General features: G+C 56.8%; 12 protein-coding genes and 7 pseudogenes. 12 read left to right on the plus strand and 7 right to left on the minus strand.

The window, feature by feature from the left end; translation table 11 throughout:
• Positions 1–7: 7 nt before the first annotated feature.
• From araC to JZM24_RS15370, 3 genes and pseudogenes are all read left to right on the plus strand, one after another.
• Positions 8–943: an arabinose operon transcriptional regulator AraC gene (gene araC, locus JZM24_RS15360; protein WP_215670743.1), complete on the plus strand. Its 936-nt coding sequence runs from the start codon at positions 8–10 to the stop codon at positions 941–943.
• An 81-nt stretch (positions 944–1024) separates the two neighbouring features.
• Positions 1025–2075, plus strand: a pseudogene (locus JZM24_RS15365) (oxidoreductase).
• A 70-nt stretch (positions 2076–2145) separates the two neighbouring features.
• Complete coding sequence (locus JZM24_RS15370; protein WP_215670745.1) at positions 2146–3162, plus strand: bile acid:sodium symporter family protein; 1017 nt, start codon at positions 2146–2148, stop codon at positions 3160–3162.
• A 324-nt stretch (positions 3163–3486) separates the two neighbouring features.
• Here JZM24_RS15370 and JZM24_RS15375 read toward each other — a convergent pair.
• A pseudogene (locus tag JZM24_RS15375) lies at positions 3487–4297 on the minus strand (CPBP family intramembrane glutamic endopeptidase).
• Between the two features lie 1093 nt (positions 4298–5390).
• Here JZM24_RS15375 and JZM24_RS19830 point away from each other — a divergent pair.
• The 5 genes and pseudogenes from JZM24_RS19830 (at position 5391) to JZM24_RS15400 (ending at position 11784) form a co-directional block, all read left to right on the plus strand.
• Positions 5391–6470, plus strand: a pseudogene (locus tag JZM24_RS19830) (efflux RND transporter periplasmic adaptor subunit).
• A pseudogene (locus JZM24_RS15385) lies at positions 6470–8420 on the plus strand (MacB family efflux pump subunit). Before JZM24_RS19830 ends, JZM24_RS15385 begins: the two co-directional pseudogenes overlap by 1 nt.
• A gap of 1069 nt (positions 8421–9489) precedes the next feature.
• On the plus strand, positions 9490–10188 hold the full coding sequence (locus JZM24_RS15390) for a hypothetical protein (protein WP_215670747.1): 699 nt from the start codon (positions 9490–9492) through the stop codon (positions 10186–10188).
• 26 nt (positions 10189–10214) lie between these two features.
• The gene (locus JZM24_RS15395; protein ID WP_215670749.1) at positions 10215–11414 is read left to right on the plus strand and encodes a hypothetical protein; all 1200 of its coding nucleotides are present in this window, start codon (positions 10215–10217) and stop codon (positions 11412–11414) included.
• A 214-nt stretch (positions 11415–11628) separates the two neighbouring features.
• Positions 11629–11784: a hypothetical protein gene (locus JZM24_RS15400; RefSeq protein ID WP_215670751.1), complete on the plus strand. Its 156-nt coding sequence runs from the start codon at positions 11629–11631 to the stop codon at positions 11782–11784.
• A 150-nt stretch (positions 11785–11934) separates the two neighbouring features.
• Here JZM24_RS15400 and add read toward each other — a convergent pair whose 3' ends face one another.
• The 3 genes and pseudogenes from add to manA form a co-directional block, all read right to left on the minus strand.
• Entirely contained in the window at positions 11935–12936 is a 1002-nt protein-coding gene (gene add / locus JZM24_RS15405; protein ID WP_215670754.1) for an adenosine deaminase, read from the minus strand.
• 128 nt (positions 12937–13064) lie between these two features.
• Complete coding sequence (locus JZM24_RS15410) at positions 13065–14573, minus strand: YdgA family protein (RefSeq protein WP_215670756.1); 1509 nt, start codon at positions 14571–14573, stop codon at positions 13065–13067.
• A gap of 143 nt (positions 14574–14716) precedes the next feature.
• Positions 14717–15893, minus strand: a pseudogene (gene manA / locus JZM24_RS15415) (mannose-6-phosphate isomerase).
• Between the two features lie 161 nt (positions 15894–16054).
• Between manA and fumC the strand changes: the two are divergent.
• Positions 16055–17452, plus strand: a complete 1398-nt coding sequence (fumC, locus tag JZM24_RS15420; protein ID WP_215670758.1) for a class II fumarate hydratase — start codon at positions 16055–16057, stop codon at positions 17450–17452.
• A gap of 63 nt (positions 17453–17515) precedes the next feature.
• On the opposite strand, the gene tus is transcribed toward fumC, so the two are convergent.
• The 3 genes and pseudogenes from tus to JZM24_RS19840 all read right to left on the minus strand — a co-directional run bounded on the left by tus (position 17516) and on the right by JZM24_RS19840 (position 20039).
• Complete coding sequence (gene tus / locus JZM24_RS15425) at positions 17516–18445, minus strand: DNA replication terminus site-binding protein (RefSeq protein WP_215670760.1); 930 nt, start codon at positions 18443–18445, stop codon at positions 17516–17518.
• A 324-nt stretch (positions 18446–18769) separates the two neighbouring features.
• The gene (locus tag JZM24_RS19835) at positions 18770–19282 is read right to left on the minus strand and encodes an MFS transporter (RefSeq protein ID WP_376775570.1); all 513 of its coding nucleotides are present in this window, start codon (positions 19280–19282) and stop codon (positions 18770–18772) included.
• A pseudogene (locus JZM24_RS19840) lies at positions 19282–20039 on the minus strand (MFS transporter). Before JZM24_RS19840 ends, JZM24_RS19835 begins: the two are co-directional and overlap by 1 nt.
• A 135-nt stretch (positions 20040–20174) precedes the next feature.
• Here JZM24_RS19840 and JZM24_RS15435 point away from each other — a divergent pair.
• The 3 genes and pseudogenes from JZM24_RS15435 to bioD all read left to right on the plus strand — a co-directional run bounded on the left by JZM24_RS15435 (position 20175) and on the right by bioD (position 23240).
• Positions 20175–21061 (plus strand): annotated as a pseudogene (locus JZM24_RS15435) (LysR family transcriptional regulator).
• A 157-nt stretch (positions 21062–21218) separates the two neighbouring features.
• The gene (gene mlc, locus JZM24_RS15440) at positions 21219–22436 is read left to right on the plus strand and encodes a sugar metabolism global transcriptional regulator Mlc (RefSeq protein ID WP_215670762.1); all 1218 of its coding nucleotides are present in this window, start codon (positions 21219–21221) and stop codon (positions 22434–22436) included.
• A 117-nt stretch (positions 22437–22553) separates the two neighbouring features.
• Entirely contained in the window at positions 22554–23240 is a 687-nt protein-coding gene (bioD, locus tag JZM24_RS15445; RefSeq protein ID WP_215670764.1) for a dethiobiotin synthase, read from the plus strand.
• Positions 23241–23268: the final 28 nt, after the last annotated feature.

Consider the following 23268-nt stretch of genomic DNA (forward strand, 5'->3'; position numbering starts at 1 on the left):
AGGAAAGATGTATCATCGTATCAATCATGAAACGCAGTCGAACCCGCTGTTACCGGGTTATGCGTTCAATGCTTATCTGGTTGCCGGCCTGACGCCTATTATCGCTAACGGTTCGCTGGACTTTTATATTGACCGTCCTGAGGGGATGAAGGGCTATATACTCAATTTGACTATCAAAGGGCAGGGCCGGATATTAGAGGGGGACCAGGCCTTTATTTGTACCCCCTGCGATTTGCTGTTATTCCCGCCGAAATCCGCCCACTATTATGGCCGCTCGCCCGACGCGGATTGCTGGTATCACCGCTGGGTTTACTTCCGGCCGCGTGCTTACTGGGCAGACTGGCTGGAATGGCACAGCAAAATGCGCGACATCGGCCGGCTGCGGCTGGGCAGCGAGGCGCTGGTCACGGAATTCGATCGCCTGCTCGCCAACATCGAGCAAACGCAGCGCTCGGGCCGGCGCTTCGCCGAAGAGCTGGGCATGAATTTGCTCGAGCGGCGGCTGCGCGCCATGGAAGAAGATCCGCAAAGCCCGAGTAAAATTATGGATCCTCGCATCATCGAAGCATGCCAATTTATCACGGCACATCTGTCGGGTGAATTGCGCATCGACGAAGTCGCCCGCCACGTCTGCCTGTCGCCGTCGCGCCTGGCGCATCTGTTACGGCAACAGGTGGGTATCAACATATTACGCTGGCGTGAGGATCAGCGCGTGATCAGCGCCAAACTGCTGCTGCAAACCACGCAAGAGTCGATCGCCACCATTGGCCGCGTGGTGGGCTATGACGATCAGCTGTACTTTTCCCGGGTGTTTCGCAAGCGAGTAGGCATCAGCCCAAGCGACTTCCGGCGCAAGAGCAGTGAAATCAACTACCCGGTGAAAGATCTCCAGCAGGCGGTCAATTGGTCCGCCAGAAACGAAAAGGCTATCGTGAGCGGCTAATTTATTGATATTGTTGTTTGGTAAACTTAACGCCGCCGGGGCATTGCCGCCGGCGGCGTCAAAGTCAATCGAGGACAACCTATGGCTGACACGCTTCGCATCGGAATCATTGGCTATGGTTTCGCCAGTAAAACCTTCCACGCCCCCTTAATCAACGCCACGCCGGGACTGACCCTGACGGCGGTCTCTTCCAGCGATGCCGGCAAGGTGCACGCCGACTGGCCGCAGGTCACGGTGGTTGCTGATCCGCAGCAGTTAATTCATCGTGACGATGTTGACCTGATAGTCATTACTACCCCCAACGACACGCATTTTCCGTTGGCCCGCGAGGCATTACAAGCCGATAAACATGTGGTGGTGGATAAGCCATTCACCGTAACGCTATCCCAGGCGCAGGAATTAAATCAGCTAGCGAGCGAGCGCGCGCAAGCGGGTATTGTCGGTGTTCCATAATCGTCGCTGGGACAGCGATTTCCTGACGCTCCAGCAACTGGTTAACGCCTGGACCCTGGGGGAGATCGGGTATTTGGCCTCCCATTACGATCGTTTCCGGTTGGAAGTAATGGATCGCTGGCGCGAGCGCCCCGGCGCCGGTAGCGGCATCTGGTATGATTTGGGCGCGCATTTGATTGATCAGGCGCTGGTGCTGTTCGGTATGCCGGTGGCGGTCAACGTCGATCTGGCGCAGTTACGTCCCGGCGCGCGAACTACCGACTATTTTCACGCGGTGCTGATATACCCGCAGCGCCGGGTGATATTGCACGGTAGCATGCTGGCCGCGGCGCCGACGCCGCGTTTTGAGGTGCACGGCACCCGCGGTAGCTATATCAAGTACGGCCTGGACAGTCAGGAAGACAGTTTGAAAGCGGGCGAGCGGCCGGGCGGCCCCGGCTGGGGCGCCGATAAGCAGGACGGCGTGCTTACGCTTGTCGAGGAGGGCGGGCGTCGGGCGGCGGCACAGCCTACGCTTGCGGGAAACTATCTCGCCCATTATCAGGGTATTCACGCGGCCGTTAACGGCGCGGCGCCGAATCCCGTGCCGGCCGAAGACGCCATTCGGGTGATGGAAATCATCGAGCAAGGCATCGAAAGCGCCGAACAACGTAAAACGTTACCGGTGAAAAACGGCTGACCACGCCAGCGGTCGAGGTAAGTAACACGCGTTTTCAGATGTCATGATCAATGAGGGAAAGGCTGTCTCTATGTCCTGGTTGCAACGTTTGCGTATTGATAAGTTTTTGTTGGTGTTGATTTGCGTGGTGGCGCTGGCGTCATTTTTTCCCTGTCGCGGCATCGCCCGGGTCATCTTTGAAAATTTGACCACCGCCGCCATCGCATTGCTGTTTTTTATGCACGGCGCCAAATTATCCAGGGAAGCTATTCTGTGTGGTGTCGGCCATTGGAAATTGCATGTAGTGGTGTTTCTTAGCACCTTTGCCTTATTTCCGCTGCTGGGTCTGGCGATGAAAGTCTTTGTGCCCACCTTACTGTCAAACAGTGTGTATATGGGGTTTCTCTACCTGTGTGCGCTGCCGGCAACGGTACAGTCGGCTATTGCATTCACCTCCGTGGCGGGCGGAAATGTCGCCGCCGCGATTTGTAGCGCCTCGGCTTCCAGCATTCTTGGCGTATTTTTATCGCCGGTGCTGGTCGGGCTGCTGATGCACACTCAAGAGGGGGCGGCGGGCGGTCATGATACGCTGCACGCCATCGGCTCGATTATTTTGCAGCTGATGGTGCCTTTTATTATCGGCCACCTGTCACGGCCGCTAATTGGCGGCTGGGTGGCACGGCATAAAACGCTGGTGAATATGACTGACCGGTCATCCATTTTGCTGGTAGTGTACGTTGCCTTTAGCGCGGCGGTAGTGGAGGGCATCTGGCAACAAATCACCGGCTGGACGCTGGTGGCGATTCTGGTGTTCTCGCTGGTGTTGCTGGCATCGGTGTTGATCGCCAATACCTTTGCTGCCCGTTGGATGGGGTTCGATACCCCGGATGAGATTACTATCGTGTTTTGCGGCTCGAAAAAAAGTCTCGCCAACGGCATCCCTATGGCCAATGTCCTGTTTCCCGCTGCCATGGTGGGGACGCTGGTCTTGCCGCTGATGATTTTCCATCAGGTGCAATTAATGGTGTGTGCGGTTCTCGCCCAGCGTTATGCCCGTAAACAATCCGCATCGGCGGCCGAGGCGCCGGATGCGGGTCATCGGCCCTGATGGGCCGGGCTGCCGCCTTGCGCGGCGCCCCAGCGTTGTGCTTGACGTATCGACCGCCGCCCTGGGTTGTTTGCCTGTTTGCAGGTGTTCACCGACATCTTTTACCGCCGGCCTGCTTCAGAAGGCGGTAACCGACGCAGTAAATTGTTTGCCTGTAACGCCTCGGCTGGCGCCACTCGCGGTCTTGCTACTTGCGCATTTACACTCCTGCCGTTGTCTACCAGCCTGCTTGCACGGTCAAGCCGGAGCTTATCACCCGCAAGTTTGGCTTATGCGCGCCGGTCAAACTCCCTGCCGCAAGCCCAAGCTGTTAACCCAGGCAATCTAACGCCGCCACGCAGGGTAAGTGAAAAACAGCAGATGACACATATTCAGGGCAAAATGGACCGCCGCCGCCAGCCACAACTTACCGCTCCATTTCCAGGCCGTATACAAAGCCCGCCAGTCCGGCAAAAATCACCATTAGCATTCCGGACTGGAGATGCGCCAAGCCAAACAAAAGCGCGGTGATCAATAAGGCGGGCAGGCCACCGGTAAACTGTCCCAGCCGGCGTTGAATGTAACCACGAAATAGCGCTTCTTCCGCCAGCGAGACAAAAAACAGGTTTGCCAACATGAAATTGCCGAGCCACACCGGCGCATGCAATTCCGGCGCAAGACCGCCCAGCGCCACGGCTAACAGCAACAGGCCAGGAACACAAAGCAGCAATACCCCCCATCGCCATGGCGCGACGTTGGCCTGCGCCGAGGTCGCGAATAGCGATGGTAGAGCGCCCAGCAACAAGAAGGGTATCAGCGCCTTATCCAGACCGTAATAGAGGGTGAACGGCTGACTGTGCGGCCCGGCCTGAACCTGGTCAAGAATTTTGGGCGTGCTGAATCCCGGCACCCAATGCATAAATAACATCACACTGGCAATAACCAGCACTCCCTCGCAGGTGATGGCGACCCCTTTGCGGCTTTGATAACGCCAACGCAGCAGGGCAATCAAGCCCGCCAGCGTGAGAAAAAGGATAGCCGGTACGGCAACATAACCCTGCCAAAAGACCGCCGCCAGAGCCAGAGCCAAAAGCACCAACGCCGCGCGAAAATTAAAAACAATGGCGGCAAGTGATAGGGGCAATAAATATTCCATGAGAGTTACTCCTGTCTATTATAATCTGTTTAGATTCATCTTTTTCATGGGAAAAGAGGCTATAAGGCAAATGCTGCTAGATTAAATGAGTTGCCGGGAATTTTGTCAATCGACATTACTGATAATATGAAGGTACCCGACACGCTGCGCCAGCGGCCGGTTATTCTTTTGCATGATACTGACTCTTAAACGAGTAGAGGAATATTGAGATAAAGGAAAGTTATCACCTGAGTGAAAATAGACGGGTGATCGTATTTGGCATGGATAAGCCGGTAAAAATCATTAATTGCACCGGCTTACCTTAAGGTCGATACCACGAAAATATCGCACTGAAAGTTGCGTTTAGGTAGACGGTTCAGGCGCGCGGTGGGGGGTATCGGCGCGGGATTCGGCCTAGTCAGGCGGGATCCCGGCGGCAGTAGCGCTGCGGGTAATAACGTTCCCGTAGTGGGGGCCCCCATGTTTAGTTACAACATACTATAAAATATTTACCCACATTATTTAATAACCTGCCGCCCGGAAGGTGGCCGATAATTAACGCCGCTTGACATTGCCGGCTTTGTTCAGCCCGCGTTTAGTCTGCCGGAAGGGAAATGTGGCAGAATACCCGATCGTTGGTGTTATCGTTCAGCCTATTTTCCCTGACGCCTTTTCCGCCACCGTGCGTGCCGTGCCAGCATAGGACACTGTCGGTCCAGGGAACGTCTGGCTTAATATGCAGGTTTTTTATGAGAGGTTATTTTCCTGGCCGGAACTCAGGGCTTATTTCGTGGCCGGTTTCGGCCAGTCTGGTTGTCCGTCACCCCCCCGCGCGCCGGGACGTCGGCGACCCGCATCGGGGAGCCGGTAAATATTCATCATAGGCCGGCGGTGGGGGGGCGCTGCTGGCGGCCGTCCCGGGCCCGCTGGTCCGGCAGGCGTCGACTCGAACGATAACCGCCAAGGATATCAGCAGAGTGCGGCGCAGGGATGGAATCGTTTGTGGCGTACATGGCGTGCAAAAAGCGCCAGCAGGCGTCATTACGCGGTATGGCGTGCAGATTGGGGCGGGCCATCATGCCGCGCGCACCGGCATGATGGCGGGAACAGACTAATGCCGTTATGGTCGAGGGTTTCACGGCGCGCGTTGTTGGTGATTGCCGGTACGGTGCTACCGGCAGTGACGGCGGCGGCGTGGCTGATACTGCATACCCTGCGCGCAGATTATCTTACCGCGCCGGTTCGCCGCGACGATTTGCAGGTGTTGGTGCAGGCCACCGGCAAGCTCGAAGCGGTAAAAAGCGTCAGCGTCGGCGCTCAGGTGTCTGGCCAAATTACCGCGCTGCATGTTGCCAACGGCGATCGGGTGGAGAAGGGCCAACTGATTGCCGAAATCGACGACTCCAATCAGATTAACGAGCTCAGGATCGCCCAGGCGGCATTACAGGTCTTCAAAGCACAGCGCGCTGCCAAAGTCGCCGCGTTGAAAAAATCCTCGCTGGCTTATCAGCGCCAGTAGCGCCTGTGGCGCAATGATGCCAGCTCCCGTAAAGCCTATGAAGAGGCGGAGGCGTACCTGGCGACGGTGCGCGCAGGCATTGATGAACTGGATGCTCAAATCGAGCAGGCCAGCATAAAGGTGGAAAAAGAAAAGGTTAATCTAAACTACACCCGCGTGAGTGCGCCGGTGGCGGTTATCGCCCGAGAAGGCCAGACGGTCAACGCGGTGCAAAGAGCGCCAATTATCGTAAAACTTGCCCAACTGGATACCATGACGGTCAAAACGCAGATTTCCGAGGCCGACATTACCCGCATCGCCACGAACCAACCGCTGTTTTTCACCATCTTCGCCGAGCCTGACCATCCCTATCACGCCCGTCTGCGCGCCATCGAACAGGCGCCGGAGAGCTTGAATAAGGAGGAGGATACGACCCGCTCCGACAGCACCAGTAACGCCGCCGTTTACTATAATGCGCTGTTTGATGTCCCCAATCCCGATAACCGGCTGCGTATCGATATGACCGCTCAGGTGTCGCTTATTGTACATGACGTTAAAAATACGTTGCTGATCCCCGCGGCGGCGCTGGCCCGTTCGGAAGGCAAGTGGCGCTATAGGCTTCAGGTGCTGTCAGGTCTGCAGGCGGGTGAGCAGGTGATCCTGGCCCAGGATGAACCGCCGGCCATGGTGGCGTGATGACGACGCCTTTAATTGAACTGCAGGGGGTCAGCCGAAGCTATTGCCAGGGCGATGCGACAGTCAACGTGTTGAACGATATTCATCTGCGTATTGATTCCGGCGAAATGGTGGCGATCATCGGGTCCTCAGGATCGGGAAAATCGACCTTAATGAATATTCTGGGCTGCCTAGACAGGCCCAGCGGCGGTGAATACCGCATTCGCGGTCGTGATGTCGCCCAGCTCACCCCTGATGCGCTGGCGGCGCTGCGCCGTGAGCATATCGGCTTTATCTTCCAGCGCTATCATCTCATGCCTGAGCTCAGCGCAGTGGGCAATGTCGAGATCCCGGCGGTATACGCCAACCGCCCGCGTCAGGAACGGCGGCGGCGAGCGGCGGCACTACTGGATAGGCTGGGGCTGGCGGGTAAGCATCATCATCGCCAGGCGCAGCTGTCGGGCGGTCAGCAACAGCGGGTGAGTATCGCCCGCGCGCTGATGAACGGCGGCGAAATCATTCTTGCGGACGAACCGACGGTGGCGTTGGACTCCGCGTCCGGCAAGGAATTGTTAGCAATACTTACGGAGCTGAACCGACAGGGGCATACGCTGGTTATCGTGACCCACGATATGGCGGTGGCCCGCCATGCCCGCCGCATTATCGAGATTCACGATGGCCGCATTGTCGCGGACACGCGTACCGATCACACGCCGCTGGCGCCACCGCTGCCGACGAGCGCGGCGCATCCCCGGCGCGCAGTTTGCCGACAGAGTGCGCGAGTCGCTGCATATGGCGCTGAAAGCGATGAATGCTCACCGCATGCGTACCCTATTGACCATGGCTGGTATCGTGTTCGGTATCGCCGCCGTGGTCACGGTGGTGGGGTTGGTGGAAGGTGCGCGGGAGCAAACGCTGCGCCGCATTAATTTTCTTGGTACCAATGTTATCAGCATTTATCCCGGCAAAGACTTTTTCGATGAGTTTGCGGGCGCCATTCGCACGCTGGTACCGGCTGATGCCGCGGCGCTGGCCCGGCAAGGTTATGTCGACAGCGTGTCGCCGGAGTTGGGGACCTCGGCGCCCCTGCGTTATCGCAATAAGGCCGCTAACGTGGATGTTATCGGCGTGGGGGAAAGCTATTTTCTCGTGAGGGGTCTTGCGCTGGCTGCAGGACGGCCATTTACCGCTCAGCAGGTGGCGCAGGCGACCACGGACGCCATTATCGACGACAACGCTCGTCGTACCTTGTTTGCCGCCACCGGGCAATCGCCGCTCGGTCAGATCCTCCTGCTAAATACCATGGCGGTGCGGGTCGTCGGCGTTGCGGCCGCCGATACCAACGTGACGGGATATCGCTCTGACCGCATCCATATCTAGTTGCCATATACCACTGTCTTGCATCGGCTTATGGGGCAGCAGCACGTCAACGGCATCGTGGTGCGTACCAGGGCCGATATTGATAATGCGGTGGCGGAACGCGCCATTGAGCAACTGATGCTGCAGCGTCATGGCGTCAAGGATTACATGTTGTTCAACGATGACAAGATCCGTCGTTCGGTGATGAAAACGTCTACGACGTTCAGCGTGCTGATTGCGATGGTTGCGGTAATCGCGTTGTTTATCGGTAGTCTTGGCGTCATGAATATCATGTTGGTATCGGTCACCGAGCGTACCCACGAAATCGGCGTGAGGATGGCGGTAGGCGCCCGGCGCGGTGACATCATGCAGCAATTTCTTATCGAGGCAGTGCTGGTTTGCCTGACGGGAGGCGTGGTGGGTGTCCTGCTAGCCCTGAGCGGTGGCGCATTGTTCAGCGCGCTGTCGGGCGATATTTTCCCGATGGTCACTTCCTGGCCGGCGGTTTCCGGCGCGTTCCTGTGCGCCTGTGCTATCGGCATGGTGTTTGGCTATTGGCCTGCGCGCAATGCCGCCTGTTTGAATCCGGTGGAGGCACTCAACAGTGAATAGTCGGTCGGGCGGCGGTGCCACGACGGGCGAGTTGACACAGGCGGCGGTAGAGGTGGCGTCTCAACGCCGTGAGTGCGCCAAGGCCACATTTCAGTCAGCTTCTTAACCGTCTATTTCCCTCACGGTGCCGAAGGCCGACGTCGCGACAGGGTGTCGATGCGATAGCAGCACCAGTGACGATAGCGGCGTTTGGGCGTGTTGTGCGCTGCCTTGTCACGTGCCGTTGGTGATGTGACCGTTGGTCAAACAGTATTTGGGCGAAAAGAAACGGCTGCGCCGTGCAAGTGGAAAATACCCTGCTAACCTTGTGGAAAAATGATCATCCTCATTTCCCAGGCCATGCCCGCAAAGAGACTCAACATTGCCGCCGCGGCATACCCGCAGCAAAAACCTTGTCCTCAGGCTGCGTTACACGCCGGCGCTGACGCCGGGATCCATCGCCTCAAGCCCATCGCCAATACGTCTGAAGCTTTGAGACTGTTGCCGCCGACACCCGACAACCGATGCCGCGTCGTGGTTCGTTGCCGATGCCGGGGCAGTCCTGCCGTGGGAACACGACGCGGCGTTGCGCGCGGTCATGTCGCGCGGTGAAACGCTGCTGGAGCAGGTTCGGTATCAGCAGGAGAAGAGGGAAGCGACGCCGCTTTCCTGCTGGCGCTTGACCTCAAAAAGGGCGCTGGTAATGGGGGGGCTGATGTTCAGCAGCGCATGTATGGTCGGCGCGTGGCGCGCTTATCAATGGCTGTGGACCTCTGGCGGCTTTGATAGCGACGGGGCACGACCGGTTGCATTGCGCTACGCGGGTGATACCCCCCATCCCGCTACGGCCGCTAGGCCATATTCCATGCACCCACCTGTCTTGGGCGCAGGGCCATATCCGCCTGCCGTGGGTGCAAGGCCGTATTCAGCGTATGCTCCTCCCGCGGCCGCTGAAGCGTATTCATCGCCCCCTACCGCTGCGGTCGAAGACGCCTCTCCGACACCTCCCCGCGTCGTGGCCGAAAATCAGTACTCAGCGCCTGCAACCCCCGCGGCCGCTGGGTCAATTGCCCGACCGTTACCCTGCGCCATGAAGGCGAGGCTACCCCCTGACACCGACGGATCGCAGGCGCTGCCCCATACCGACGCCTATGTGGCAGAACCGCCATCCACCACCACGGTAGCTCCGATACCGGATGAGGTGAAGAAGGTTAAGTTGGATTTTTCCTGTTTTGAGCAACGGCAAACCCTGACGGTTGCCGACATATTGCGCCAAATAGGTAAAACCTTAAAAAACCCGGTATCGGCCCTGGCGGAAGAGTCGCAGATTATTTATTTCTATCAGCATGTTGGACGCTGTCCCACCGAAGGGGAAGTTGCAAGGCTTGCCAACATTACCAACAAAGTAGATGCGGTAATTTCCGCGGTGGTCGCGCTACTGCCAGGATCGCAACCTCTGGTGATCGCGCAAAACCTCGGCGGACCGCTGCTAAAAATGCTGGCGGACGAGCTTGACGGCGAACCCGTGGATGTCGACGCGGTAAATGAAGTCAATAATCAGGTCTTGTTGCTGGCCAAGTCCATCGTCGCGGCCTCGCCGAAAGATCCCCGCGGTGTCCCCATCGACCAGACGCTGACATTGCCCAAGAACACCTTCGTGTCTGGTGATAGCCTTACCACCAAGCTGGATGGTGATATGTGGCGAATGACCTATCGACAGGGACGGTTTTACGCCCGGCGCCATGGCGAGGAGCGAGAGGTGCGTTACGACACCTTGGCGGAGCGGTAGGAGACGACCGATACGCAGGCCCCCCGGTGGCGTATGCGCCAGGTCAGCGCTATGGCGTCCAGGAGCGTATCATCAGGCAGCTTGCGCTCAGCGTTAAGTCGGTCAGGCCGATAGCGCCGGAGGCACAGGGCGCCAGCCTGTATGACGTCACGCTGGTCGACGGCCAGGGTAGTCAACCTTGCATCAAAATTGCGGATCATTATTTACCAATACGACAACACGCTCGCCATCTTTATTACGAAGCTTATGATATTGCCAAGCCGGGCAAAGCCGGTTATCCGGTTCATCTCGATGCCGAGAATCAATGGCGCTTGGGTTTGAAAGTGAAGCCGCATCAACAGCAAAGCGCAGCAGGCTTCCGCTCGCAGCGCTTTGTTTCGCCGCGGTTACGCAAGGCCATGAAGAAAACCTTGACTGATCCCCATATCGATATTCCAACGCTCACGCCGCCCAATAGCCAGGGCATCGCGCGATCCCGTGAGGGTACGCGTTATCTGCTGTCGGGCAAGCAGGCGATTAAAATCGATAAACACCCGTTACTGCCGCACATCTATATGCTGGGGCCGGAAGAAACGGATAAGATCCTGTGTCGCTTCGATCGTCTGGCGCAGCGTTTTGTCTTGGTGCCCGATGAAAAAGGCTATGTCAGTTCAAGCGGCTTCGAGATCAATTACGTCAAGGCGGTACGGGAAGCACAGCGTCATTTTCAGAACAGTTTCCTGCAGCAAAGTCAGAAAATTCGTTATCGGGAAGGGTTTCGAACCGATGAGTTCGATGACTACCGCCAGGTGTTGGAGGTGGATAGTAATCTCAGAGATAACATTAAATCGATTTTGCTTTATGGCTTGGACGAGGGCGAATTGGCGCTGGCGGGTAAATATACCGGTGCTGCCCGCGAACTGAGGGATGGCGTTATCACGGCGCATCGGTATATCAGCCAGGTAAAACACGAACTGATGAAGGGCAACGTGGAGCACCCGCTAATGCAACGCTTTCATGAGATTTTCACGGTAGAGCCCAATTCCGATGAAGCTGAGGCGCTCCTGGCCACTTTGCTGCGCAATATCGAGGACACGGGTAATGAACTCTCGCGGCATATCAGCGATAACTGCAGCCGCATTTGGCTGGTTGACCATGATAATCATAATTTGGTAGGGGAAGTCTATCGCCAAGATCCGCTCAAACGAATATTCATTAACTTAAAAAAGCGGCGCCTATCAATATAACAAACGTAGCAACATCAAATGCCGTTTTCTTTGTAGCCACTACAAATTCAATGATAATGTCGCAACGTTTCTTCACGAAGCGTCGCACAATGCGGTAAAAACGGAGGATTATTTTTACCTCGACAGCCTGGAAGGCAAACGACCGCTTAATGAAGAACTGGATAGACTGTCGAGAGGCGATATAGCGAAAAAAGAGGCCAAAGGGATTATCGATATGGCGAAAACCCTGAAGGTGACGTTGCCGCCGTTCAAGGAAAAACCGCTGGCTCGGATGCTGTATAATTATTATCCCCAGGTGCGGGGGCGGTTTCTAATGCAAAATGCCGACTCGTTTAGCCAAATTATTATGGAACTGGTAGACAGAGTTTAACCGAAGGCGAAGCGGGACACGGTGTCGGTAAAACGGTTGAATGCCGAGGTGCTTGCGCTGTTCATCACCCGGGCCCTGTGGTAGGCCGGTGCGGCACATGATGGCGGGGGAATGCGCCAGTGACGGTGTCACTATGGGCGCTCATTGGCGTTAGCGGGCTAGCACGTTTGCCCGCAGCGCCTGTTTTTCCGCTTCGCTTAAAAAAGCGATGGTCAGGCCGTTTTGTTGGGCGCGGGTAATATCTTGCCTGCTTAAGCCGGCCGCCGGCGCCGCCTGGCAATATTCATGTCCAATATCGATGCCCTGTACCGCCGGATCGTCAGAATTGAGCGTCGCCAGGATACCGTGATCGAGGAAGCGTTTCAGCGGATGATGGGCCAAATCACGCACGGTACTGGTCTGGATATTGGAGGTCAGGCAGCTCTCAATGCCGATGGCGTGGTCGGCGAGGAAATCCATCAGCTTGGGATCTTCTATGGCTTTCACCCCATGACCAATGCGTTCGGCGCCGAGCTCCGAAATGGCCTGCCAAATACTTTCCGGTCCGGCGGCCTCGCCGGCGTGCACGGTGATACGCAGGCCGGCATCGCGGGCGCGGGCGAAATGGCTGAGGAATTCGCTGCCGGGATAGCCCAGCTCATCGCCGGCCAGATCCAGCGCGGTAATGCCATCGCGGCAGGCCAGAAACGCTTCGAGCTCCTGCCAGCAGGCGTCTTCGCCGAAGGTGCGGCTCATAATGCCGATGAGGCGCACGGTCAATCCGCTGTCGCGGCTCGCGCGGTGCACGCCGTCGATCACCGCTTCTACCACCCCCTGTAGCGGTAAGCGGTGACTCATTGCCATATAATAAGGCGAGAAACGCAGCTCGGCATAATCCAGACCGGCCGCCACGGCATCGGCGACATTTTCCAGCGCCACGCGCTGACAGGCCTCTAATGATCCCAGCACCGACACGCCAAAATCCAGCTTCTGCAAAAAGCTGACCAGATCCGGCTCGGTGGCGGTGACCTGTAGATACGGACGTAAGGCCTCAAGCGTTGTCGCGGGCAGGGCGACGCCAAATTCACGACCGAGATCCAGGATCGTCTGCGGGCGAATATTGCCGTCCAGATGACGGTGCAAATCCGTCAGCGGCAGGGAAGTATTAATCATGGGGGATAACTCTTTCAGGTGACATTGATAGGATGATTATAACATTGACCGGCCCGTAGCGACGTCCGGGCGGGTGAGAAAAAACACCCCCGGCTCAGGGGCAGGAGCGCAAGGACAGACCGGGAGATTCAGGGATGCGGCACCGCCGGCGGCTCAGCCGGCTGCGGCGCGCCCTCGGGCACCCCGAAGACGCCCAGGAAGTTTTGAATGGAAATCTTCTGGCCGTTCAAATTGATTTGGTTGTCGACATAATGGAAACTGCTGGTCAGGGTATTATCCGCCACCGTGGTCAATTTTAACATCTGCCCCATGGCGGCCAAACCTTGAACCTGCTGCTTAGCAAGCAGGTCGGCATCTTTCTCATTGTACCCCTGCAGACGGGCGAATTGCGCGGTGTTTTCGGTGGCCATATCCAGCGGAACGGTCAGTTTGGCATCCAATTTGTTGACGAATCTGGCCCACTGCTGATCCGGCATCAAGGCTGATTCCTGCGCCGCCGCCGGATCATTAAGATTGAGCGTCAGGGTGAAAATGCTTTCTCCTTTGGTATTTTTCCAACTCAGCGGGGCGATAGTCAGGTAGGGGCTGCCTTTCAGCGCGGTAGGCAACTGCTGCAAAAAGGCCCGGGTGATTTGCGCCTGCTGCTGTTGCGGATCCACCGCCCCCGTCTGCTGCATGATTTGCGCGACCTGCTGATGATAATTATCGCTGAACGCTTCGATCGCTTTACCATCCAAATTGGACAAACTGATATTCAGCTTGCCGGCGCCGAAGTTTTGCCCCTGAATATGCAGTGCGTCCAGGGCATAATTGACCTGAACCGACAGCTTATCGTCATCTTCTGTAGCATGGGTCACCTGGGAGAGCGAGTCGATGCTTAAAATGTCCTTGCCGTCCAGGTTGTACATCAGCGTGCGCGCCTTAAGCGTATTATCGCCGATGCTGTATCCCTGTTTGCCATTGTGGGTATCGTTGTCAACGCTGAAATCCTGTAGCGTCAGCTGTTCGCGCTGTTGCCACTGGTTAAGTCCGCCCATCACCAGGCTATCAATGCCGCCGGTTACCTTCAATTTATCGCCATCGCTATCGGCGGCGACATCGAAGGTCCCGCCGCTGGCGCGGATCACCGTTTGATCATTTTGGAAATCCATCGCCGCCACGGAAATTTTGGATACCGTGTTGCCGCTATAGCCGACGCGGGTTTCCGCCACCAGCGGTACGCCCGCTTTGGCGGCGTCGAACAGCGGCTGAGTTTTGGCGGTTTTTGCCAGCACGCTATGCACCGAGGCCATGCTGGGAATAAACACGCCTTTTTTCAGCTGGGCAAAGGGAAAGGGGCCATGATCGACCTTTTCATTGACGCGCACATCCTCGCCCGGTTTCAATAGCTTATTGTCGCCGGTAGTGCCATCGGACTGCAGCACAACATCCACACGACTGGTGAAAATGCCGCGCCGGTAATTCTCTGCGGCAAAGCGTAGACCAGATTGCGGAAAGGTGCTTTGCAAGCGGCTATTGGCGTCGTTGACCAACTCAGGCAAACGGCGCTGAAACTGTTTACCGGTGTACCAGGCGCCACCGGTCCAGGCGGCGCCGAGAATGACGATCACGCTGACCGCTACGAGGGTTTTTTTCATAGGTTATGCATCCTTATAATATCTTGCTATCCCACTTGTTCGCCCAGCTACGCCGAAGGCAACAAAAAGCGCACATGACCGGGAATACTGCCCAATACATGCAACTAATAGTAGCAACTGACAAGCAATTTGTCTGGCCGGCGTTAGCGTTGATTGTAAACGCGGGCTAAACGGCCACTCCCGCTAACCTTAATGGGTGACTCATTTGCCGGGATAAATACCGACTCGCCGGGCTGCAGTGTGATTTGCCGCCCGGCGCCGTCCACGGTGGCCTGGCCATCGACGCAAAATACGATGGCCGCGCTGTCCTGGGCCATCCCGCGCGGCGCTGGTGTCAATGCGTGCAGCGAGAAGGCGAAATCGTCCACCGGAATCGGGAAGACCAGCGCGCCTTCCTGCTCCTGAGGTACGGTTAACAGCGTATTCTCCGGTTTGGCGACGAACTGGACATTGGCCATCAGCTCCGGCACATCGATATATTTCGGCGTCAGGCCGGCGCGCAGCACATTGTCAGAATTGGCCATCACTTCCAGAGCCACGCCCTTGAGATAGGCATGAGGCGTTTGCGCGAACAAAAACATCGCCTGACCGGGCTGCAGGGTAATGACATTTAACAGCAGCGGCGAGAACAGACCGCTGTCGTCGGGATAAACGTCGGCAATCATGCGCACGGTATCCCAGGGTTCGCCGTGCTGATGGGCCAGCGTGACGGTGAGAATATCCAGCGCCCGGGACTTTTGCTCGCCGCTCATCGACAGCAAATCGCCGAACAGCTGCGCCAAGTGATGCTCATCGGGATGGGCGAGGAAGGCGGCGATAGTGGGATTGGGCCCCCGCGATAGGCTGCAGCAGCGAGACAATGGACGACAGCGTGCGAAAGCCGTTCATTGCCTGGAACGGCGTCATGGCAAACACCAGTTCCGGTTTGTGATTGGCGTCTTTATAATTGCGGTTGGGTGCATCCGGGGCAATTCCCGCCTGATTTTCCTTGGCAAAACCGATTTTTGCCGCCTCAATGCTGGGATGAACCTGGATAGACAACGGCTCGTCGGCGCATAACACCTTAAACAAAAAAGGCAGTTCACCAAAACGGTCCGCCACCGAGCGGCCCAGCATGCCCGCCGGATTGCGCGCAATCAGCGAACGCAGTGTTATCTCATTTCCTTGGGCATCGACGACGCGCGAGCTGCTTTTCGGGTGCGCGCCCATCCACAATTCCGCCATCGGCCGGCCCTCGGGATTGGCAATGCCGTAAAGCCGGGTCAGGGCATCTTTACTGCCCCAGGCGTAATGCTGGAGGGTATTTATCATTTTTTCCATGATCGTTCCCGTTAATAATTTATTGATTCGTATTATAATAGCGCTTAACGCTCGCATAATGGTAAGCGTTTATGTGGGACTATACTACCAATGCCCTGGCTAAAGAAGTAAGCATCGTGGGGCGGGATAGCGATCTTTAGGAAGAATACCAGGAGGTTATGATGGCAGTCACTCGTGTAGAAAAAGATTCAATGGGGCCGATTGACGTCCCCGCGGACCGTCTTTGGGGCGCGCAAACGCAGCGGTCATTGGAACATTTTCGCATTTCCAGCGAAAAAATGCCGCCTGAACTCATTAGCGCGCTGGCGCAAACCAAGCGTGCCGCGGCGCAGGTCAATCAGGATCTCGGCTTGCTAGAGGCCAAACGTGCCAAGGCGATTATCGACGCGGCGGATGAAGTGCTGGCCGGTAAACACCCCGCCGAGTTCCCGCTGGCGATCTGGCAGACCGGCTCCGGCACCCAAAGCAACATGAACATGAACGAAGTCCTGGCGAATCGGGCCAGCGAACTGCTTGGCGGCGAGCGCGGCGAGGGGCGCCGGGTGCATCCCAATGATGATGTAAATAAAAGCCAAAGTTCCAATGATGTGTTTCCGACGGCGATGCACGTCGCCGCGGTGATTGCCGTGCGCGAACATCTGCTACCGCAATTGGCGGTGCTAGAGAAAACCCTGGACGCCAAAGCCGTCGCGTTCAAGGATATCGTGAAAATCGGCCGCACCCACCTGCAGGATGCGACGCCGCTGACGCTCGGTCAGGAAATTTCCGGCTGGGTAGCGATGCTTAAGCACAGCGCGAAGCATATTGAGCAAAGCATTCCGCACTTGTGCGAGTTGGCGCTGGGCGGCACCGCGGTCGGCACCGGGCTTAATACTCACCCGGAGTATGCGGTTCGCGTGGCAAAAGCGCTCGCTGATCTGACCGGCCAACCCTTTGTCACCGCGCCGAACAAATTTGAATCCCTGGCGACCTGCGATGCGCTGGTCCACGGCCATGGCGCCTTGAAAGGGCTGGCGGCGTCGATGATGAAAATTGCCAACGATGTACGCTGGCTGGCTTCCGGTCCGCGTTGTGGCATTGGTGAATTGAGCATTACCGAAAACGAGCCGGGCAGTTCCATTATGCCGGGAAAAGTCAACCCGACCCAGTGCGAAGCCATGGCCATGCTGTGTTGTCAGGTCATGGGAAATGACGCGGCGGTCAATATCGGTGGTGCTTCCGGCAATTTCGAGCTTAATGTCTACCGTCCGATGGTTATTCATAATTTTCTGCAATCGGTGCGCCTGCTGGCGGACGGTATCGACAGCTTCAATCACCATTGCGCCCAAGGGATTGAACCGAAGCGCGATCGCATCGATCAGTTGCTGAATGAATCTCTGATGCTGGTGACGGCACTTAATACCCATATTGGTTACGACAAGGCGGCGGAAATCGCCAAAAAAGCCCATAAAGAGGGTCTGACGCTGAAGGCCTCGGCGCTGATGTTGGGTTATGTGACGGAAGTGCAGTTTGATGAGTGGGTCCGCCCGGAAGACATGGTTGGCAGTATGAAAAGCTGAATGAGGGAGGGATGCCAGCGCGACAGGCGCGCCGCGCGGGAACTGCGACGACCGACGCTTGCCTCAGGTCGCAACGTACAAATGCAGCCGTTCGATCAGCAGGTGGGCCGGCAATGCCGTCGGGACGTGTTTCGGGCGGATGGTACGGCGGTCATAATTCAGTAATTCCCCAAGCGTCGGTGCCGTCGCGCCTTGCTGCGTCCGGCAAAGGACAATCAGCGGGGAAGGGCAGGCGTACTGCACCTGTTTTTGCTGCGCCTGGTACCAGACCCGCGCGATAGGCTGCACTTTTACCGGCCGCTTTATTTTCAGCGCAATGTCCGGCGGCAGTTTTGACACCAGGTTTATCTCGTCCCGCACCCGCTCTCGCCACTGCTGGCGGGTATAAGGCGGTACCGCCCGCCCGCCGTGCAGGCTTTTTTGCAGCATGGTCAGCACCTCCTTACGCGTCAGATTCTTGATGACCTGTTTGTTTGCCCAGCCAAAACGTACCGAATCGGGGTCGGTAATGACCTGCAGGCCGCGATAGGCACTCAGGGTTTTCAAACCGCGTAAATGGCGATGTACGAAGTCAAAGCGCTGCTCCGGCGGCAGCTGCGATTCCACGGTAATCAGCCGGGCCAATTGTGTTTTCTGGTGGTTAATTTCGCTTATCAACGCGATGGCGGCAGCATACTGATCATCATCCACGGCAAAGCACAGGGCACCCGGCAGGCGGATCGCCGCTTTGCTGCTGCTGTTTTGCTTTTGCTGATAAATAAACAGGCGATGAAAGTGCGCCATGCCGTTCGCCAGCGCGGTTTTCCCCACCTGTTGCTGTAGCGTCAGCGTTGTTATCTCTTCCTGTTCTTGTCCTTTTTCCACTTCAGGCAGGGTAAATATGCGGGCGGCCAGCAGCCTGAACCCACCCAGCAGTGGCTCAAGAGCCGTCAGGCGCAATTGCAACGTGTTAAAGCAGGTGTTAAGGCGCTCGGTTAGATCTAAAGCGGGCATAATGTCATCCTGGCTGTTAGTTACAACATCCTATTGATGAATTCTACTATCAACAGCCTATTATCTTAGCGAAAAAGACCCAAATACGTCCAGCACAACCAACCGATAACCCGACTGTGGAGGGGGCTGGATTAACTGCTTGTCGTATAGCCACTACTGCGACGCAAATTAGCATGGCGGCGCGATGAACTTGAGGCGATGACAATTAACATCGCCTTTGTGTGCATCGCCCCCTCATATCTGGAGACAACGTCTGCGATGGCTGTATCGCGGGTGAGCAACCGACATGGCTAACGCCCTAACGCTGCACTCACGCGGCCCGGGTCAGACCGCACGCAGCTCGGGCAACCGGCGCAGGCGCTGGGCGACAGAGAGCCAAACGAGCAGCAGCGCGGTGATAAACGCCACGAAGCCGCCCCAGCCGTACCCGTGCCAGAAGAACCCGCCAAGCGTCCCGGCGGTACTTGAGCCAAGATAATAACAAAATAGATACAACGAAGACGCCTGACCTTTAGCGCGGCGCGCGCGGCGGCCAATCCAGCCGCTGGCGACGGCGTGGGCTGCAAAGAACCCCCCGGCAAACAGCATCATGCCGATAAAAATCACCGCCAGCGGCGTTGCCAGCGTCAACAACAGGCCGGCGACCATGATAATGATAGCCACCATCATGACCGGTCCACGGCCGTAGCGCGCGGTCAACGCGCCGGCTTTCGGAGAACTCCAGGAGCCGGTCAGATACACCACCGACAACAACCACACCACCGCTTGGCTAAGCGACCACGGCGGTGACAGCAACCGATAACCGATGTAGTTAAACAACGTAACGAAAGGGCCCATCAGCAAAAAACCCTCCATGAACAGGAGCGGCAGGCCTTGGTCACGCCAATGCAGACGGAAATTGATTGCCAATTGCGGGGTTTTAATGAACTCGGCCGGAAATGGCGCGAGGCGGGCAGTATGCGCCAGAACATCACGGCGGCCAGCAGCGCGACCAGACCGATACAGCCCACCGCAACCCGCCAGGAAAATAAATCGGTCATGACACCGCTTAGCAACCGGCCGCTCATGCCGCCTATCGGGTTACCGCTGATATAAAGCCCCATGGAAAACGCTACTACGCTTGGGTGAATCTCTTCGCTGAGATAGGTCATCGCCACCGCGGCGACGCCGCTGAGCGACAGGCCGATACAGGCCCGCGTAAGGAGAAAATACCTTGCCAACTGGTCATGAAAGCGCTGCAAAGGGTAAAGCTGGCGGCCAGAATCAAGGACACCACCATCACCGATTTACGGCCTACTGCGTCCGACAGCGGGCCGGTAAACAGCAAACCCAGCGCCATCGTACCGGTGGACACCGACAGTGAAAGGCTACTGGCGGCGGGGGAAACGCCAAAGTCCGCCGACAGCACCGGCAGGATGGGCTGCACGCAATACAGCAGGGCGAACGTCGCCAGACCGGCGGAAAATAGCGCCAGGGTGAGCTGAATGAATTGTGGGGTACCGCGTTTGATGTACAGTGAGCGGGACGGGGAAGCAACGGGCTGGGCGATTCGAGTCGCCGGCGATGACGCCGTGGTGCGCGAAAGGGTGTTCACAATCAATTCTTAATACCAACATCATACATGGTTAACAATAACGGCAGGGCCGCTGACTAGCTGAATCGTTTAATAAGGACAGAAAGTGCTAAATTTTTTGTCTAATATATTAATAATAATTGATATCTTTAAAATATAAATATTGAACTGAGGCATTTACGCTATTTCATCGCCGTCGCCGAGACGCTCCATTTCGGCCGCGCCGCCGAGAAACTGCATATCTCGCAGCCGCCGTTAAGCCAGCAGATCCTAAATCCTGGAGCAGCAGGTGGGGGCGTTGCTATTAGAACGCAACAACCGCAACGTCAGGCTGACGCCGGCCGGACGCCAGTTCCTAGAGCAGGCGTGGCAGATCATGGCTCAGGTCAATCAGGCAGCGGATCGCGCCGCGCGGATGCACCGCGGTGAGTTGGGCGAGGTCACGATCGGTTTTACCGCCTCGGCGCCTTTTATCAAATCCATTTCCGCCAGCCTGCTGGCATTTCGTCAGCAGCATCCGGATGTGCATATCCAAATGGTAGATACCAACACCAAGCAGCAGATCGACCCCTTGCTGACCGGCAAGCTGGATATTGGGATCATGCGCAACACGCCCCTGCCCGATGCGTTGGATTATCAATTGTTGTTGCGCGAACCGCTCATTGCGGTAGTGCATCAGGACCATCCCCTCGCCAGCGTCGACGGTGAGACCATTACGGTGCGCCAACTGGCGGATGAGCCGTTTGTCTTTTTCGACCGTAAGGTCGGCACTGCGCTGTATGATGAAATTCTGCTGCTGCTTAAACGCTATGACATCGACCCCTATATTACCCAGGAAGTCGGCGAAGCCATGACCATCGGCGGCCGGGCTCGGCGTGTCGATACTGCCGGCGTCGTTTCTGCGTATCAAAGTAGACAGCGTGCGCTATCTGGCGCTGCAGGAGCCTGACGCCAAAACCGAAGTCTGGCTGGTCACCAATCGACAGCGCGCTCTGTCTGCCTCGGCGCAGCGTATGATAGGGTTAATGCTACAGGGACAGTAAATTTGCTCGCGGGGGCGGCCCGCGGGGAATGCCGGCTGTTTGTAAATATGTGCAGTAAATCACATTTCCAATCAAATAGTTGACGGCTAAACGTAAAAGTTTCACCATAACCCCAATCTTATTATTTTATAGCGTGAAAAATAGCGGGAGCGGTTCAGTGATTGGCATTGGTCAACCCGGACATATTGATCAAATTAAACAGGCGAACGTGGGAGCGGTGTACCGTTTGATTGATACGTATGGTCCTGTTTCCCGTATCGCGCTGTCTAAATATGCCCGGCTGGCGCCAGCCAGCATCACCAAAATCGTGCGCGAGCTGATGGAAGCGCACTTGGTGAGGGAGACGGAATACCAGGAAAACGGCTTGCGCGGCCGGCCGGCGATTGGCGTGGTGGTGGAGACGCAAGCCTGGCATTTTTTGTCGATACACATCAGTCATGGCAGCCTTTCGTTATCGCTGCGTGAACTGTCCAGCAAATTGGTGGTGGAAGACACCGTCCCGTTACCGTCGCAGGCCACCTTACCGCTGCTGACACGGCTTGTGGCTGAAGTGGATGGTTTTTTTACACGCCATCAGCGCCAGTTAGAGCGATTGACGGCAATTGCGGTAACGGTGCCCGGCATTATCGACGCGCAGGCCGGGGTTATCCACCGTATGCCCTGGTATGAGGTGTCCGATATGCCGCTGGGCGAGGTTCTCAGCAACCATATCGGCGTGCCGGTATACCTGCAGCATGACATTTGCGCCTGGACCATGGCCGAAGCGCTCTACGGCGCGGCGCGGGGAAGTAACGACGTCATTCAGATTGTTATTGATCATAATGTCGGCGCCGGAGTGATAACCGGCGGCCGGCTGCTGCACGGCGGCAGCCGTACATTAGTGGAAATCGGCCACACGCAAATCGATCCCGACGGCCGGCGATGTTACTGCGGGAACCGAGGCTGTCTCGAAACCGTCGCCGGTATAGAAAGTATCCTTGAACACACCCGCCAACGCCTGAAGCGTCAGCCGGATTCGCCGCTCAACGGCATGACGTTAAGTGTGGATCGCCTGTGCAGAGCAGCGCTGGCCGGTGATCGCGTAGCGCAGGAGATCATCACCGGCGTCGGATTGAACGTCGGTCGGATCCTGGCGATGATGGTGAATGTGTTTAATCCGGAAAAAATATTGGTAGGCTCCCCGCTCAACGGCGCGGCGTCGATCCTTTATCCGGCCATACAGCGCTGTATTGGGCAACAAGCGCTGCCGGATTACAGCCGGCGGATACAAATTCAGGCAACCCGTTTTAGCAATCATGGCACCATGCCCGGCGCGGCGCTGGTAAAAGATTCGCTGTATGATGGTTCACTTTTGCTAAAGCTGATGCAGGGGTAAAAACGCCAAAATATTGAGCTAACGCAAGCCACACCTCGCCGCAATGACGTACATTTCCCCCTGATCCTTCCGCGAAATTTTATCAAGTCTAATGGATTACGACAGTCTGGAGTTGCCATGTTGAAACATATGTTTGTCACCGGTACGGATACCGCCGTCGGTAAGACTGTTGTCGCGCGCGCACTATTGCAGCATTTGGCGGCCAGCCATTTCACGACAGTCGGTTATAAACCGATTGCCGAAAGAAACCTGATGACTGCCGAGGGGCTGCGCAACCACGATGCGCTGGTGTTGCAGACGTCGTCATCGCTGGAACGGCCTTACAGTGATGTCAATCCGCTGCTGCTCACCGAGGCCGCCGCCGGCTGTTTCACCGGCGCGGCGGTGGATTATGAGGCCATGAGCCGCGGACTGCGACATCTTTCCGCGCTGGCGGATACGGTTGTGGTGGACGGCAATTGCGGCTGGCGCGCGATTATGAACGATTACCGGCCTTACTCTGAGTGGGTCATTCGCGAGCGTTTACCCGTGGTGCTAGTGATCGGCATTAAGCTCGGCTGTATCAGCCATGCGAAGCTGACCGCCGAGGCTATCCTCAACGACGGTCTGCCGCTGTTGGGCTGGATCGCTAATCGCATTAACCCCGGATTGGCGCATTATGCCGAAGTCCTAGGCGTATTGAACCACATCATGCCGGCGCCGAAATTGGGCGATCTGCCTTATTTGCCGCGTGCGGAGCAGCGGGATTTGGCCAAATTTATTGATTTTTCGCCGCTCAACATCGTGGCGCAACATACCGCCTGAAGGGCGCCGCAAACGCGCTCACCATGTA

The sequence above is a fragment of the Candidatus Sodalis endolongispinus genome, from assembly GCF_018777395.1.
GTDB lineage: Bacteria > Pseudomonadota > Gammaproteobacteria > Enterobacterales > Enterobacteriaceae > Sodalis_B > Sodalis_B endolongispinus.